The 13,150-nt window shown below is 71.8% G+C and carries 15 protein-coding genes; 12 read left to right on the forward strand and 3 right to left on the reverse strand.

Translation table 11 applies throughout. From position 1 onward, the window contains the following. Positions 1-18 precede the first annotated feature (18 nt). From IF00_RS0113450 to IF00_RS0113465, 4 genes are all read left to right on the forward strand, one after another. Positions 19-603 carry a 2Fe-2S iron-sulfur cluster-binding protein gene (locus IF00_RS0113450; RefSeq protein WP_030317715.1) on the forward strand — a complete coding sequence of 195 codons (585 nt, stop codon included), beginning with the start codon at positions 19-21 and terminating at the stop codon, positions 601-603. Further along, positions 600-1,583 carry an FAD binding domain-containing protein gene (locus tag IF00_RS0113455; RefSeq protein WP_030317717.1) on the forward strand — a complete coding sequence of 328 codons (984 nt, stop codon included), beginning with the start codon at positions 600-602 and terminating at the stop codon, positions 1,581-1,583. Before IF00_RS0113450 ends, IF00_RS0113455 begins: the two co-directional genes overlap by 4 nt. A gap of 16 nt (positions 1,584-1,599) precedes the next feature. Further along, positions 1,600-3,753 (forward strand): xanthine dehydrogenase family protein molybdopterin-binding subunit, encoded by a 2,154-nt coding sequence (locus tag IF00_RS0113460; RefSeq protein WP_030317720.1) that lies wholly within the window; start codon positions 1,600-1,602, stop codon positions 3,751-3,753. A 67-nt stretch (positions 3,754-3,820) separates the two neighbouring features. Beyond that, complete coding sequence (locus IF00_RS0113465) at positions 3,821-4,135, forward strand: hypothetical protein (protein WP_158710459.1); 315 nt, start codon at positions 3,821-3,823, stop codon at positions 4,133-4,135. 47 nt (positions 4,136-4,182) lie between these two features. Here IF00_RS0113465 and ppk2 read toward each other — a convergent pair whose 3' ends face one another. After that, entirely contained in the window at positions 4,183-5,163 is a 981-nt protein-coding gene (gene ppk2 / locus IF00_RS0113470; RefSeq protein ID WP_030317724.1) for a polyphosphate kinase 2, read from the reverse strand. Positions 5,164-5,589: 426 nt separating this feature from the next. Between ppk2 and IF00_RS0113480 the strand changes: the two genes are divergently transcribed. The 3 genes from IF00_RS0113480 (at position 5,590) to IF00_RS0113490 (ending at position 6,742) form a co-directional block, all read left to right on the forward strand. Beyond that, entirely contained in the window at positions 5,590-6,054 is a 465-nt protein-coding gene (locus tag IF00_RS0113480; protein WP_030317726.1) for a DUF3618 domain-containing protein, read from the forward strand. After that, positions 6,051-6,317, forward strand: a complete 267-nt coding sequence (locus IF00_RS0113485; protein ID WP_030317728.1) for a DUF4235 domain-containing protein — start codon at positions 6,051-6,053, stop codon at positions 6,315-6,317. Before IF00_RS0113480 ends, IF00_RS0113485 begins: the two co-directional genes overlap by 4 nt. 155 nt (positions 6,318-6,472) lie before the next feature. Next, the gene (locus IF00_RS0113490; protein WP_030317729.1) at positions 6,473-6,742 is read left to right on the forward strand and encodes a hypothetical protein; all 270 of its coding nucleotides are present in this window, start codon (positions 6,473-6,475) and stop codon (positions 6,740-6,742) included. 93 nt (positions 6,743-6,835) lie between these two features. On the opposite strand, the gene IF00_RS41195 is transcribed toward IF00_RS0113490, so the two are convergent. Then, positions 6,836-7,591, reverse strand: coding sequence for a restriction endonuclease (locus IF00_RS41195; RefSeq protein WP_078944667.1), 756 nt, complete (start codon positions 7,589-7,591; stop codon positions 6,836-6,838). A gap of 388 nt (positions 7,592-7,979) precedes the next feature. Between IF00_RS41195 and IF00_RS0113500 the strand changes: the two genes are divergently transcribed. Continuing rightward, positions 7,980-8,624: a GAP family protein gene (locus IF00_RS0113500; RefSeq protein WP_030317733.1), complete on the forward strand. Its 645-nt coding sequence runs from the start codon at positions 7,980-7,982 to the stop codon at positions 8,622-8,624. 79 nt (positions 8,625-8,703) lie between these two features. Here the strand turns inward: IF00_RS0113500 and IF00_RS0113505 are convergent, their stop codons facing one another. After that, complete coding sequence (locus IF00_RS0113505) at positions 8,704-9,312, reverse strand: DUF2867 domain-containing protein (RefSeq protein WP_030317735.1); 609 nt, start codon at positions 9,310-9,312, stop codon at positions 8,704-8,706. 98 nt (positions 9,313-9,410) lie between these two features. Between IF00_RS0113505 and IF00_RS0113510 the strand changes: the two genes are divergently transcribed. The 4 genes from IF00_RS0113510 to IF00_RS0113525 all read left to right on the forward strand — a co-directional run bounded on the left by IF00_RS0113510 (position 9,411) and on the right by IF00_RS0113525 (position 13,133). Continuing rightward, complete coding sequence (locus tag IF00_RS0113510) at positions 9,411-10,004, forward strand: TetR/AcrR family transcriptional regulator (RefSeq protein WP_030317738.1); 594 nt, start codon at positions 9,411-9,413, stop codon at positions 10,002-10,004. Positions 10,005-10,354: 350 nt separating this feature from the next. Then, the gene (locus IF00_RS41200; protein ID WP_245234515.1) at positions 10,355-10,660 is read left to right on the forward strand and encodes a GNAT family N-acetyltransferase; all 306 of its coding nucleotides are present in this window, start codon (positions 10,355-10,357) and stop codon (positions 10,658-10,660) included. 151 nt (positions 10,661-10,811) lie between these two features. Beyond that, positions 10,812-11,369: a TetR/AcrR family transcriptional regulator gene (locus IF00_RS0113520; protein ID WP_030317739.1), complete on the forward strand. Its 558-nt coding sequence runs from the start codon at positions 10,812-10,814 to the stop codon at positions 11,367-11,369. Between the two features lie 75 nt (positions 11,370-11,444). Next, on the forward strand, positions 11,445-13,133 hold the full coding sequence (locus IF00_RS0113525) for an alpha/beta fold hydrolase (RefSeq protein ID WP_209439756.1): 1,689 nt from the start codon (positions 11,445-11,447) through the stop codon (positions 13,131-13,133). Positions 13,134-13,150: the final 17 nt, after the last annotated feature.

Below are 13,150 nucleotides of genomic sequence, written 5' to 3' on the forward strand. Positions count from 1 at the left end.
GTGGAAGGAGCGAGCACCGTGGACGATGCCGGAGCGACCAGCGGGAGCCGGACATTCCGTGAAGGCGGAACAGAGGAGAGACACCCCGACCCCACGTCGTTCGTCTCGCTCCGGATCAACGGGAACACGCACGAACTGCGGCTCGACAACCGCACGACCCTCCTGGACACCCTGCGCGAGCACCTCGACCTCACGGGCGCGAAGAAGGGCTGCGACCACGGCCAGTGCGGCGCCTGCACCGTCCTCGTGGGTGGTCGGCGGATCAACAGCTGCCTGGTGCTCGCCGTCACCTGCGACGAGCCGGTCACCACGATCGAGGGCCTCGCGGACCACGACCGCCTCCACCCCCTTCAGGAGGCGTTCGTGGCCCGCGACGCCCTGCAGTGCGGCTACTGCACACCCGGCCAGATCTGCTCCGCCGTGGCGATGCTGGACGAGGCAGCCGCCGGGCACCCCTCACACGTCACACCGCCGGGCCGCCCGGGCGCCGGCGACCCCGAGCTCCTCACACCGGAGGAGATCCGCGAGCGGATGAGCGGCAACATCTGCCGCTGCGGTGCCTACGCGAACATCGTGGACGCCATCCAGGAGGCCGCCCGGTGAAGCCGTTCGGATACCTCCGCGCCGACCGCACCGACCAGGCGCTCGCCGCGTACGCGGCGCACCCCGGCGCCCAGTACGTCGCCGGCGGAACCAACCTCGTCGACCTCATGAAGCTGGGAGTGGCCACCCCGCCGTTCCTCGTCGACATCAGCCGGCTGCCGCTGGACGGCGTCGACGAGACCGCGGACGGCGGCCTGCGCATCGGGGCGACCGTCCGCAACAGCGACCTGGCCGCCCATCCGCTCGTACGGACCCGCTACACCGCGCTGTCGCAGGCACTCCTCGCGGGAGCCTCCGCGCAACTGCGCAACGCCGCCACCACCGGCGGCAACCTGCTCCAGCGCACCCGCTGCCCGTACTTCCAGGACACCTCGAAACCCTGCAACAAACGCGCGCCGGGCACGGGCTGCCCCGCTCGCGAGGGCGTCCACCGGGACCTGGCGGTGCTCGGCCATTCCGCGCGGTGTGTCGCGACCCACCCCTCGGACATGGCGGTCGCGCTCGCAGCCCTCGACGCCCAAGTGCACCTCCTCGGCCTCGACGGCGAGCGCACCGTCCCCCTCACCGAGTTCCACCGCCTGCCCGGAGACACGCCGGAGCACGACACCGTGGTCCGGCCCGGTGAACTCGTCACGGCGGTGACGCTTCCGCCGCCCGCCGGAGCCCACAGCGCCTACCGGAAGGCCCGCGACCGCGCCTCGTACGCCTTCGCGCTCGTCTCCGTCGCCGCGGCCCTCACCGTCGAGGAGGGAGCCGTCCGCCACGCCGCCCTCGCCTTCGGCGGGGTCGCGCACGCACCGTGGCGGGCCCGTGCCGCCGAGGAGGTCCTCCGGGGAGAGCCCGCCACGGAGGAGACGTACGCACGCGCCGTCGATGCCGAGCTCGCCGCGGCCGACCCGTTGCGCGACAACGCCTTCAAGGTGCCGCTCGCGCGCGGTCTCGCCGTCCGCGTACTCACCGATCTCGCGTTCCGCCCCTGAGGAGCCGGCCACCGCCATGCCCACGAACTCCCCGCCCCAGGTCCCTGCCGCGCCCGAGGAAGACACCGCGGAGCGACGTGACGCCGCCGACCGTCGTGACCCCGATGCCCGTCGGGACGCCGGGCAGAAGGTGACCGGCACGGCGCGCTACGCCGCCGAGCACACCCCGCCCGGCTGCCTCCACGCCGTCCCCGTGCCCGCCACCGTCGCGCGGGGCGAGGTGACCGCCGTCCACGCCGACGAGCTTCTGCGACGGCCGGGCGTCCAGGCCGTGCTCAGCCACACGAACGCGCCCCGTCTCGGCGAGGCCGAGGACCCGACGCTGGCGCTGCTCCAGACCGCTCGCGTCCCGCACCGGGGCTGGTACGTCGCCCTCGTGGTCGCCGACACCCTGGAGAACGCCCGCGCCGCCGCCGACGACCTGCGGATCGAGTACGCCACCGAGGAGCACGACCCGGGCCCGCCCGCCGGCCACCCCGGCCTCTACGCACCCGAGGAGGCCAACGGCGGCCATCCGGGCCTGCGCGAGCGCGGGGACTTCGACGCGGCCTTCGCCACGTCGGCCGTGCGCGTCGACGCCACGTACACCATGACCGCCCAGCACAACCATCCGATGGAGCCGCACGCCGCTACCGCGTGGTGGGAGGACGACGCGCTGACCGTGTACGACTCCAGCCAGGGGGCGACGAAGGTACGAGACGTCCTCGCGCAGCTGTTCCAGATGCCCCGGCACCGCGTCACGGTCGTCTCCGCGTACGTCGGCGGCGGCTTCGGCTCCAAAGGCACCCCGAGGCCCCAGGCCGTCCTCGCCTCGATGGCCGCCCTGCACCTCGGACGGCCCGTGAAGCTGGCACTCCCGCGCCGCGAACTCGCCGCCGTCGTCGGCCACCGCGCCCCCACGGTCCAGCGCGTCCGCATCGGCGCCGACAGCGACGGCGTGATCAGCGCCCTCGCCCACGAGGTCGTCACCCAGACCTCCACGGTCAAGGAGTTCGTCGAGCAGGCGGCCGTCCCCGCGCGCACCATGTACACCTCGCCGCACAGCCGGACGAGCCACCACGTGGTGGCCCTGGACGTGCCGACGCCCTCGTGGATGCGTGCCCCGGGCGAGGCCTCCGGCATGTACGCCCTCGAAGCGGCCATGGACGAGCTCGCCGTCGCCACGGGCGTCGACCCGGTCGAACTCCGGCTGCGCAACGAACCCGACACCGAACCCGACAGCGGCAGGCCGTTCAGCAGCAGGGGCCTCCCGGAATGCCTTCGGCAGGGCGCACGGCTCTTCGGCTGGGAGGGCCGCGACCCCCGGCCCGGAGTACGACGGGCGGGCGACCGACTGACCGGCACCGGAGTGGCCGCGTCGACCTACCCGTACCTCCTGAGCCCCTCGTCGGCCTCCGCGCACGCCGCGCCGGACGGAACGCACCTCGTACGGCTCGCCGCCACCGACATCGGGACCGGGGCACGGACCGTCCTCGCCCGGATCGCCGCCGAGGCGCTCGACGTCCCGCCGGCCTCGGTACGCGTGGAGCTCGGGAGCAGCGCGCTGCCGAGGGCCCCGCTGGCGGGCGGCTCGTCGGGCACCTCATCCTGGGGCTGGGCCGTCCACAAGGCCTGCACGGCGCTGGCCGGCATGGTGCGCGCACACTCCGGCCCGCTCCCGCCCGAAGGTCTCACCGCCCGGGCGGACACCGCCGAGGAGGCAGGCCGGGAATCCCCGTACGCACGGCACGCGTTCGGTGCGCAGTTCGCGGAGGTCGACGTGGACACCGTGACGGGGGAGGTACGGGTCCGCCGCCTGCTCGGGGTCTTCGCGACGGGCCGGGTACTCAGCCGACGCACCGCGCGCTCCCAGTTCATCGGCGGTATGACCATGGGGCTGGGCATGGCGCTGACCGAGAGCAGCACGCTCGACCCCGCGTTCGGCGACTTCGCGGAACGGGACCTGGCCTCGTACCACGTCCCCGTCTGCGCCGACGTGCCGGCGCTCGAAGCACACTGGATCGACGAGGAGGATCCCCACCTCAACGCCATGGGCAGCAAGGGGATCGGGGAGATCGGCATCGTGGGGACGGCGGCCGCGATCGCGAACGCCGTGCACCACGCGGTGGGCGTACGGCTGCGGGACCTGCCCCTGACCCCGGACCGGCTTCTTCCGCATCTGCGCGCCTGATCAGATAGGCGTTCCGTCGATCGGCGTGGCCGCGTCGATGGCGGCCCGGGATGCCTACGCTCGTCGTATGACCGAGAGTGAGATCCAGCTCAAGGCAATCGCGGCGCTCACGGCCCTGCGTGGGGGAGTCGCCCAGGACTACGTCTCCGACCTGCTCGGTGAGGTCATTCCGACGCGGTTCCTGGTTCCCGACACCGACGATGCGGTGGAAGTCGGAGCGGCGGTTCTGACCCAGCTCACGGGCCCGGTCAGCGCTCTGGTCCGCGGGTTCATCCTCGCCTTCGAGACAGTGGCAGACGCGTACGACCAGACGGAGTCCGGAGAGCCCACCGAACAGATCTTGCAGGCCCTGGCCCTGGAAATCGCCAGTGAGGCCGACTGATCGACCTCGGCCCACGGAGGCCTCGGGGCCACGGAGGCGGCGCGCGGCTACCTGCCGCTGTTCGTCTCCGGGTGGGCCCCCGGGCCTTGATGGCGCGGGGCCAGGGGTGTGGGGGAGAGGCTGGACGTCTCCTCGCCGGCTTCGAGGAGGGTGTCCGCGGCGCCGACGACGAGAGGGTCGGGTTCCCCCACCGCCTCGGGGTCCTTGCTCGTGTAGTCGAGGCGCCAGAGGAGGCTGCGCATGGCCTCCAGACGTCCGCGGCGCTTGTCGTTGCTCTTGACGACCGTCCAGGGAGCGTGCTCCGTGTCCGTCGTCCTGAACATGTCGACCTTGGCGGTGGTGTAGTCGTCCCAGCGGTCCAGCGACGCCAGGTCGGTGGGGGAGAGCTTCCACTGCCGCACCGGGTCGACCTGCCGGATCGCGAACCGGGTGCGCTGCTCGGATCGCGACACCGAGAACCAGAACTTCACCAGGTGGATGCCGTCGTCGACCAGCATGCGCTCGAACACCGGGCACTGGCGAAGGAACAGCGCGTACTCGTCGTCCGAGCAGAACCCCATGACGCGCTCGACACCTGCCCGGTTGTACCAGGAGCGATCGAAGAAGACGATCTCGCCGGGGCCGGGGAGGTGGGCGACGTAGCGCTGGAAATACCATTGCCCGGCTTCCCGCTCCGTCGGCTTGTCCAGAGCGACGATCCGGGCGCCCCGAGGGTTCAGGCGCTCCGTGAACCGCCGGATGGTGCCGCCCTTGCCGGCGGCGTCGCGGCCCTCACACACGACGACCACCCGCGCGCCGGTGTCCTTGGCCCACCGCTGCAGTTTCAGCAGCTCGATCTGCAGGATCCGCTTGGCCCGCTCGTACTCGCCCCGCCGCAGCTTGCGGTCGTAGGGGTAGTTCTCCCGCCAGGTACGGATCGGGGCGCCCTCGGCGCTGAGGAGAACGGGCTGCTCGGGATTGGTGTCGTCCACGCTCAGGCCACTGAGCAGATCCGCCCGGTCCCCGTCCCGGTCTTCGGCGCCGCTGATTCCCGTCACACCATTCACCTCGTCGTCCTGTCGTCGGCTGCGGACCGGGCGCCCTGTCGCCAGGACCGGCCTTCTCCACAGTGCTCCTGCCCCCGATCATGAAGGAGCGTCGGCCGAGTCGGCGGTGTTCGCCGAGTCCCCGCCGCGAGTCCACCCGCTCGTCGGTGAGCGACGGCGCCGCGGCAGCGGGAAGAGGACGCTCCTGAGGACACCGGCGACCGTCGCCACCGAGACCCGGACCGACGGCGAGCCGGGTTGCGAACGGGTGGTCTGCCGGTGACGGGGTAGGCGCGTAAGCGGACGGCACTCGCCCCGGACCTCCGGGTCGCGAAGTTCGGACGAACCCGTGAACGGACCTCATCCTCCCGAACAAGCCATCGGCAGCGCCAAGGCCGATGCGTGTGAGATCAAGGAGAAGGCACACCGATGAATCATCAGCCCCGAGGCGACGAACCCACGCCGCGACCCGAGGAACTGCGCAAGAGGGTCGCGCACACCCGTGAGAAGCTCGGACAGACCGTGGACGCGCTGGCCGCCAAGGCCGACGTGAAGTCCCAGGCCATGGAGAAGGCGGCCGATCTCAGGACCCATGCCGTCGCGAAGACCGCCACCGTCACCGGTCACCTCCGCGAGACCGCGGAGCACGCCGCCCAGCTCGCGAAGGACAAGACACCCGACCCGGCTGTGGAGAAGGCGGCTCACGCCGCCGCGCAGCTGAAGAGTACGGCCGCCCGTGCGGGGCAGCTCGCCGCCGAGCGGACACCCGACCTCGTCACCGACAAGGTCGGCCAGGGGGCGGCCGCAGCGCGGGCCTACCGGACCCCGCTGCTCGTGGGGGCCGCCGTGCTCGGCGTCCTCCTGCTCGTGCGCCGGAGCCGGAGGCACCGGTGAAGACCGCCACACTCGCTTACCGCCCGATAGGCCTGGCGTTCGGATTCGCCGGCGGCCTCCTGGCCCGTGCCGCCTTCAACCAGATGTGGAAGTGGGCCGGGCACGAGGACGACGCCCCGGGCGCGATGGACGAGGAACGCACGTGGCGAGAGATTCTGCTCGCGGCAGCCCTGCAAGGAGCGATCTTCGCCGTGGTCAAGGCCGCAGTCGACCGCGCCGGAGCCACCTCGGTCCGGCGCCTGACCGGGACCTGGCCCAGCTGATGTCCGGGTGCTGCCGTCAGGCCCGACGACGACGGCACCCGTCCCGATGGACCGTGGTCTCGCAGCTCTCCCGCGAGAGACGGGCACGCGCGGCATGGCGCCGGCCCAGACGGCTGCGTCGGGCGGTAACCGCCACCAGAGGAAGGTGAGCCCGTATGAACACCCAGCAGGATCCCGGTCGGACGGATCGGCGCGACGAGGCAGACGGGCGCTACGACCCGGACGAGCCGGAAGAGGCGGACGAGCCACTTCCCCGCGACCCGCAGAACCAGCAGGCGGAGCAGGGAGAGGATCCTCTGGCCATACCCGTACCGGACTGGCCCGACTCCGCGGCGCCCGAGACCGACGTGGCGGGAACCGGACACCGGGGCGACGCCGACGAGGCGACGCACGAGAACGCCGACGTCGACGAACCAGTGGACTGACGCGGTCGAGTGTTCCCGCTTCCGTCCTCGGCCCCTCCCGTACCTCGCCCGCTTTCGACCCCGCGTGGACCCGCCCCCGGCGACCCGGCCCGTTCAGGCCGGGTCGCCGGGCAGAGAGAGGGAAGCCGTCGGCTCCGTCGCGGGTGCTTCCCAGGGCGCGGGCGTGATCTGGTCCGTCCACGCGGCCAGCGCCTCGCCGTCCACGCAGATGATCCCGCACGTGGCGGCGTAGTCGACGGCCGGCGCGGTGAAGGAGCTCGTGGTCACGACGACGGCCACGTCCGCCTCGTGGATGGTGAAGCAGGTGCCGCCGAACCGTTGGAGATCCTGGGAACCGACGTGGTTGTCCGGTGCGTAGTGCTTGCACTGCAGGACGACCCGTCGGCCGTCCACGGTGACCGCGATGACATCGGCGCCCAGATCGCCCGCTCCGCCCACCACTTCCACGGGGGTACAGCCGTCCCGGGCGCAGAGCGCCGCCACCGTGTGCTCGAAGCCGTCGGCGTCGACTGCCGTGTGGTCCAGGGCCCCGCCGTCGATGTCGGGTGCGGCCGGGGCGGGGATCAGGTCGTCCCGACGGCCGTGAAGCCCGCGCCCGCGGACGCGTACGGACGCCATGCCCCGCTTGGCGGTCGACAGTCCGACGGACAGTACTCCCAGGGCGCCGAGTGCAACGAGAACGGCGGCGGCGACCCCCGACCCGCGGCTTTCCGCCGTCTGGGCCGCTTTGAAGAAGAGCGTCAGACCGGCGACGCATATCGCCACGAGCCCCACGGCCAGCACCAGATCGCGCCAGACACCCCTGGTGCCTCTGCCGACGGCACCTCTGTCCACACTGGTCGCCTTCATTCGAACCCCTCCCTCGCTCACATGCCGACGGACCGTTTGTCCCGGCGCGAGGCCTCGAAACGTGGCTGACGTGGGAAGGCCGTCGTCCGCGCTCGTTCAGAGGCAGGTATCCGTGGGACCGGACGCCCGAGGAGGGCGAGGCGTACGTCTTCGTCCGGACCCCGGCCCCGTCCGGCCGTCGGCCGTGTCACGTGTGAAGGTGCCCGTCACCATCGAAGGCGGGTTGGGGTCCCGCGAACCCGGGGGTGACGTGCGGGCGTGGCCTGCTTGACCGGCCCCTCTCCCACCTGCAAAGTCGGGATGCGGCACCTGTACCGGCGCCGCCCGATCCTGTCGGCCGACCCACCCGTCCACCGGCACACCCTCACGTCCGGGAGCGGCTGATTCGATGGTCCTCGACCTGATTGTGATCGGCACGGCCATCAGCCTGGGTCCCCTGCACAACAGCGCCTTCATTCTGCTGCTGTCGTCGCGGCGCGGTGTGCGCAAGGGGCTGGCGTTCCTGTTGTCGTGGCTGGCCAACCTCGTCGCGGTGATCGCCTGTGTGGTGTTGCTGACCGGTGGTCAGCCCCCCGCTCACAACAGCGCGCCGTCGAATGGTGTGATCGTCGCGAAACTCGTCATCGGCGTCGCCATGGTGCTGTACGGCGCGCACCGGCACCGCCGACCGCGCCCTCCGCACGGCCCGCCACGCTGGGCCGCCCGGATCGACGACGCGTCCGTGGTCACCGCGGCCGCCCTCGCCTGGCTGCTGCAGCCGTGGGGGCTGGTCGGCCTCGGCGCCGCGACCGCCGTCGACGCGAACCTCTCCACCCTCGACGACTGGCTCGCCCTGAGTGGCTACTGCCTGCTGGCCACGCTCAGCCTCGTCGTGATGGAGATGTACGCGGTCTGGGCGCCCGAGGCCGCGAACGCCCGGCTGAACGCCCTGCGGAGCTGGCTGGAGCAGCACCAGGAGCAGCTGATCGTCACCCTCTCCCTGCTCGTCGGCCTGTGGGTCGTGGCCCGGAGCATCTACGAGCTGGTCGCCTGACACGTACGACCGCGGCGGTGAAGCGGTACGCCACGCAGGGGGCAGGCGAGGACGCGCACCGGAGGGAAGCCGGGGGGTCTCAGCGAGCCGCTCGGCGTGCGGCGTTCGCCTGCCACTCGCGGCCGATCGATCGCATCAGGGCCGGGTACACGCCCAGGTATCGGAAGGGCTTGATGCCGAGCATGTACAGGGAGCCGAGGCGGCCGTTGGGCTTGACCAGGACGGCCATCTGGCCGCGGTAGCCGCCGTTCCCGTCGGGGACCCAGCCGATGTGCATCACCCCGTGCATGGTCGAGTTGGCGTACTCGGCGGCCCACTCGTCGTGGGTCTGGAAGACCGAGGTGAACGGGGCCGAATCGAGGTCGGGCCCCCGAGGCCCCTCGCGGAGGTCGTCCGGCAGCCGGTCGCACAGCGTCGCCACCCGGCCGCCGACGCCCGAGTCCGGCTTGTCCCAGCCGAGCAGTGCGCCGAGCTTCCAGCGCACCGCGAACAGGAAGCGGCCCACGGGGTTTCCACCGTCCGGACCCTCCGTGCCGCCGGCCATCTGCTCGACCAGGTGGTGCAGGTCGTCGGCGCCTCCCGGCGTCGGCAGCGCCCACAGGTCCTCGAGCCGGAAGTCGGGGGCGATCTCGTGGATCCGCCAGGGGCGGGAGGTGTGGTCGGTCGAGGGCAGGCGCAGAGCGTTCATCACGGACCCCTGTCTATACGGTGGCGTATAGATCGAGCATAGCGCCATGTGTACGGCGCCGTATACTCGGCTCGAAGCGACAAGAGGAGAGGTGCGGCATGGGCGCGATTCGTACGCCGCGGGGCAAGTGGATCGAGGAGGGGCTGCGAATGCTCGCCGCCGGCGGGCCCGACGCCGTCCGGGTCGAGGTCCTCGCCCAGGCACTCGGAGTCAGCAAGGGCGGCTTCTACGGCTACTTCCGCAATCGCGCCGCCCTCCTCGACGAGATGCTCGACGCCTGGGAGCGCGGGGTCACCGAGGACGTCATCGATCAGGTCGAGAGCGATGGGGGTGACGCCCGGGAACGGCTCGGGCGGCTCTTCGCCGTCGTGGGAGCGGCCGAGGCGCCCGTGACCAGCGCGGGCGTCGAGCTCGCCATCCGGGACTGGGCCCGGCGCGACGAAGGCGTCGCGGACCGTCTCCGCCGCGCCGACAACCGGCGCATGGACTATCTCCGCAAGCTCTACGGGGCCTTCTGTCCCGACGAGGCCGATGTCGAGGCCCGCTGCCTGATCACCTTCTCCCTCCGTGTCGGTGACCACCTCATTGCCGCCGACGACGGCCCGCGCACCCGCGCGGAGGTCCTCGCCGCGGTCAGGGAGCGTTTGCTGGCCCCGCCCGGCCTTCCCGGGGGTGCGTCCGCCGAGCGGTGAGCCGCCGGCGCCCCACCGAGAGCCTCGGCTCGCCCGCCGTGGGAGCGCCGAGGTGACGTCGTCGGCCCCGGGTCACGCCGAGGAGGTGCGTCCACCACCGCCTCGGGTTCAAGGCGATGGCGAATCGTGGCGGGAATCAGTCCAGTGTGTGGCCGGCCGGACGCGGCGCCCTGCCGGCGTGTCCTGGCAGCATGGCTCCATGACCGAGGGGAATTCCGGAGATGTCGTGGTGCGCCGTGCGCACGAGTCGGATTCGGACGCGCTGATCGCGATCGACTCGGTGGCATCCGAAGGCGACACCGGACGGCGGGCGAGTATCAGAAGGTGGTGCCCGCCAGGGTCTGCTCGTCGTGGCGGAGGACGCCTCCGGCCCGCTCGGCTACTGCGTGGTGGAGTACACGTTCTTCGATCAGGGATTCGTCACCATGCTGATGGTCGTTCCGTCGGCCCGAGGCAAGGGTGTCGGGTACCGCTTGCTGGAGTCCGCCGCTGTCTCCTGCACGACGTCGAAGTTGTTCACGTCGACCAATGTCACCAACCAGCCGATGCAGCGTCTGCTCCAGCGGGCCGGATGGAGCCCGATGGGGCTACTGCACGGTCTGGACGAGGGCGATCCCGAGCTGTTCTACCTCTGTCGTACGCCGGTCGGGGAATGATTCCCGCGGCGAGGGCACCGGCTGCCGTATCGACGGGCCGACGACCGGCGCGGTCCCCATGCCGGCCATGCTGGGACAGGATGCCCCCGCCAACGACGGCTTCGGAAAAGAAGACTTGAAGGAATATGTAGATCGGTCTACTGTTCGCGGCATGGGGTTGAAGGGTGCAGAGACGCGCGTCCGCATGCTCGATGCGACGCAGACGCTGATCGAGGCCGGGGGGTACCACGCTGCCGGACTCAACCAGGTGATCGCGGCCAGTGGTGCGCCCCGCGGTTCGTTGTACTTCCACTTCCCCGGAGGCAAGGACCAGTTGGTCGGCGCGTCCGTCCGGCGGGCCGGAGGCATGATCGGTGAAGCCCTGGAGGGTCTGGCCGACTCCAGCGCGTCGGTGGCGGAGTTCGCCGACGCGGTGCTGCGGCATCTGGGGGACCGTCTGGAGGAGTCCGGGTGGCGCAAGGGGTGCCCCGTGGCCACGGTCGCGCTGGAGATCGCCGCCACCAGCGACCCGCTGCAGGAGGTGTGCTCGGAGGTGTACGCCTCTTGGGAGGATGCCCTGCGTGCACGGCTGGCCGGCCGCCCTGACGCCGACGACCTCGCGGTCGTGATCCTGGCCCTCGTGGAGGGTGCGCTCCTGCTGGCCCGGACACATCGCAGCAGGGAGCCGCTGGACCGGGTCGCCCGCCGGATCGGCGTCCTACTGGGCTGACATGCACGGCCCGCCGCCGATCGGCGGGCCTTTCCTTGGCCCAAAAATATGTAGACCGATCTATTAAGGATGCTCATGGACGCGATCGTCTTCGGCGCGACCGGCTTTGTCGGCCGCTCCCTCGTCGCCGAGCTGCTCAGGCGCGGGCAGCGGGTGGCAGCAGCCGTACGCAACGACTCACTCACCCCCTGGCTGATCTCCCAGGGCGTCGACATCGGCGGCCTCGACATCGTCGCCGCCGACATCACCCGACCGCTGACGGAGCTGCCCGAGGCCCGAGACGTCTACAACGCCGCGGCGCGCTTCGCCTTCGGGCTCGGGGAGGCGGAGGCGCGGGCGACCAACGTCACCGGGGCGCTCAACGTGCTGGAATGGGCTGCCGCCCTGCCCGGGCTGCGTCGGCTGGTGCACATCAGCGGATACCGGGTGAGCGCGGCCGAAGGCCACCCCGACTACGCCCGCCTGGGAGCATACGAGGCGTCGAAGATCGAGGGCGACCTCGCGGTGCGCGCCCGCGCCGCGGCCCTGTCGGTCCCGCTGAGCATCGCCAATCCGAGCACCGTGATCGGCCCGGGCCAGTACATCGGCCTGGCCACCCTCGTCGAAGACCTGTGGAAGGGGCGGCTCCCGGCGCTGCCCGGTGGTCCCGACACGTTCCTGCCGATCACCACGATCGACTACCTCGTACGGTTCCTGGCGGAGATCCCCGCATCACCCGCGGGCGAGCACTACTGGGTGCTCGACGACGAGACACCCCTCCTGCCCGAGCTGATCGGCACGATGGCCGACCACATGGGCGTACGAGCACCGCGCCGGTCCATTCCCGCCGGCCTCCTGCGACGTCTGCCACGCACACTGACCGGCGCCGACCCCGAGACGCTGTCCTTCCTGTCGGCCGACCGCTACCCGACGGCCTCCGCCCGGACCTTCGCCGCGAACGCGGCCCTGAAGACGCCCCCGGCCGCCGATGCCCTGCGTGCCTGGGCCGACGACCTGGTGGCCGCCCGCTTCGGCACCACAACGCCCTGGCTCAGGCCGTACGGCTTCCGCCGCACCGAGGCCGGGACCACGACCTGGGTCGCCGGAGAGAGGCGCAACCCTGAGCACGTCCTACTGCACGGACTGCCGATGAACGCCGACCTCTGGGCGCCCGTCGCCGCCCACCTCCCCGGCCCCGTGCTCGCTCCCGACCTGCCGGGGCTCGGACGCTCGGCCGCCACCTACGAGCCGGTCGACGCGTGGCTGGCCGATCTGCTGAGCACGGTGCAGACCCGTCCGGCCTTGGTCGCCCATTCCCTGGCCTGCGGACCTGCGCTCCGCTTCGCCGTGGACCACCCGGACCGCATCAGCCGCCTCGTCCTCGTCTCGCCCTCGTTCCTCCAGGCGCCCGCGTCCGGGCCGACCCGCTCGCGCCTGGCCGCACCGATACTGCGCGGCATGTCCGCCACCCGGCTGGCGCGGGCACTCGGCGTCCCCGAAGGACCGGAAGTGGCCAGCGCGGCAGCGGACTTGCGTCGTCCCGGAGCTGCCCGCCGGGTGACCGTGGCCGTGCGCGCGGACATCGCCGAGCGCCAGCGGTCCCGAGCCCTGCTGGAGCGCCTGACCACTCCGGTCCAGATCGTCGTGGGCTCGGCCGACGCACTGACCGTGGCCGTCGACTGCCCGGTGGCCGAGATCAGCGGCGCGGGGCACTACCCCCAGCTGACTCACGCTCCCCAAGTCGCCCACCACCTGAGCACTCTCTCCGCTACGGCCGGAGGGTGACCATGCCGGTGGGGTGC

This window comes from Streptomyces flavochromogenes (assembly GCF_000717595.1).
Taxonomy (GTDB): domain Bacteria; phylum Actinomycetota; class Actinomycetes; order Streptomycetales; family Streptomycetaceae; genus Streptomyces; species Streptomyces flavochromogenes.

What these genes read in the sequence shown, in the direction of transcription:
- IF00_RS0113460 (WP_030317720.1), top strand. Translation starts at nt 1,600, where the DNA reads ATGCCCACGAACTCCCCGCCCCAGGTCCCTGCCGCGCCCGAGGAAGAC.
- IF00_RS0113465 (WP_158710459.1), top strand. Translation starts at nt 3,821, where the DNA reads ATGACCGAGAGTGAGATCCAGCTCAAGGCAATCGCGGCGCTCACGGCC.
- IF00_RS0113490 (WP_030317729.1), top strand. Translation starts at nt 6,473, where the DNA reads ATGAACACCCAGCAGGATCCCGGTCGGACGGATCGGCGCGACGAGGCA.
- IF00_RS0113505 (WP_030317735.1), bottom strand. Translation starts at nt 9,312, where the DNA reads ATGAACGCTCTGCGCCTGCCCTCGACCGACCACACCTCCCGCCCCTGG.
- IF00_RS0113500 (WP_030317733.1), top strand. Translation starts at nt 7,980, where the DNA reads ATGGTCCTCGACCTGATTGTGATCGGCACGGCCATCAGCCTGGGTCCC.
- IF00_RS0113525 (WP_209439756.1), top strand. Translation starts at nt 11,445, where the DNA reads ATGGACGCGATCGTCTTCGGCGCGACCGGCTTTGTCGGCCGCTCCCTC.
- IF00_RS0113480 (WP_030317726.1), top strand. Translation starts at nt 5,590, where the DNA reads ATGAATCATCAGCCCCGAGGCGACGAACCCACGCCGCGACCCGAGGAA.
- IF00_RS41195 (WP_078944667.1), bottom strand. Translation starts at nt 7,591, where the DNA reads ATGAAGGCGACCAGTGTGGACAGAGGTGCCGTCGGCAGAGGCACCAGG.
- IF00_RS0113520 (WP_030317739.1), top strand. Translation starts at nt 10,812, where the DNA reads ATGGGGTTGAAGGGTGCAGAGACGCGCGTCCGCATGCTCGATGCGACG.
- IF00_RS0113510 (WP_030317738.1), top strand. Translation starts at nt 9,411, where the DNA reads ATGGGCGCGATTCGTACGCCGCGGGGCAAGTGGATCGAGGAGGGGCTG.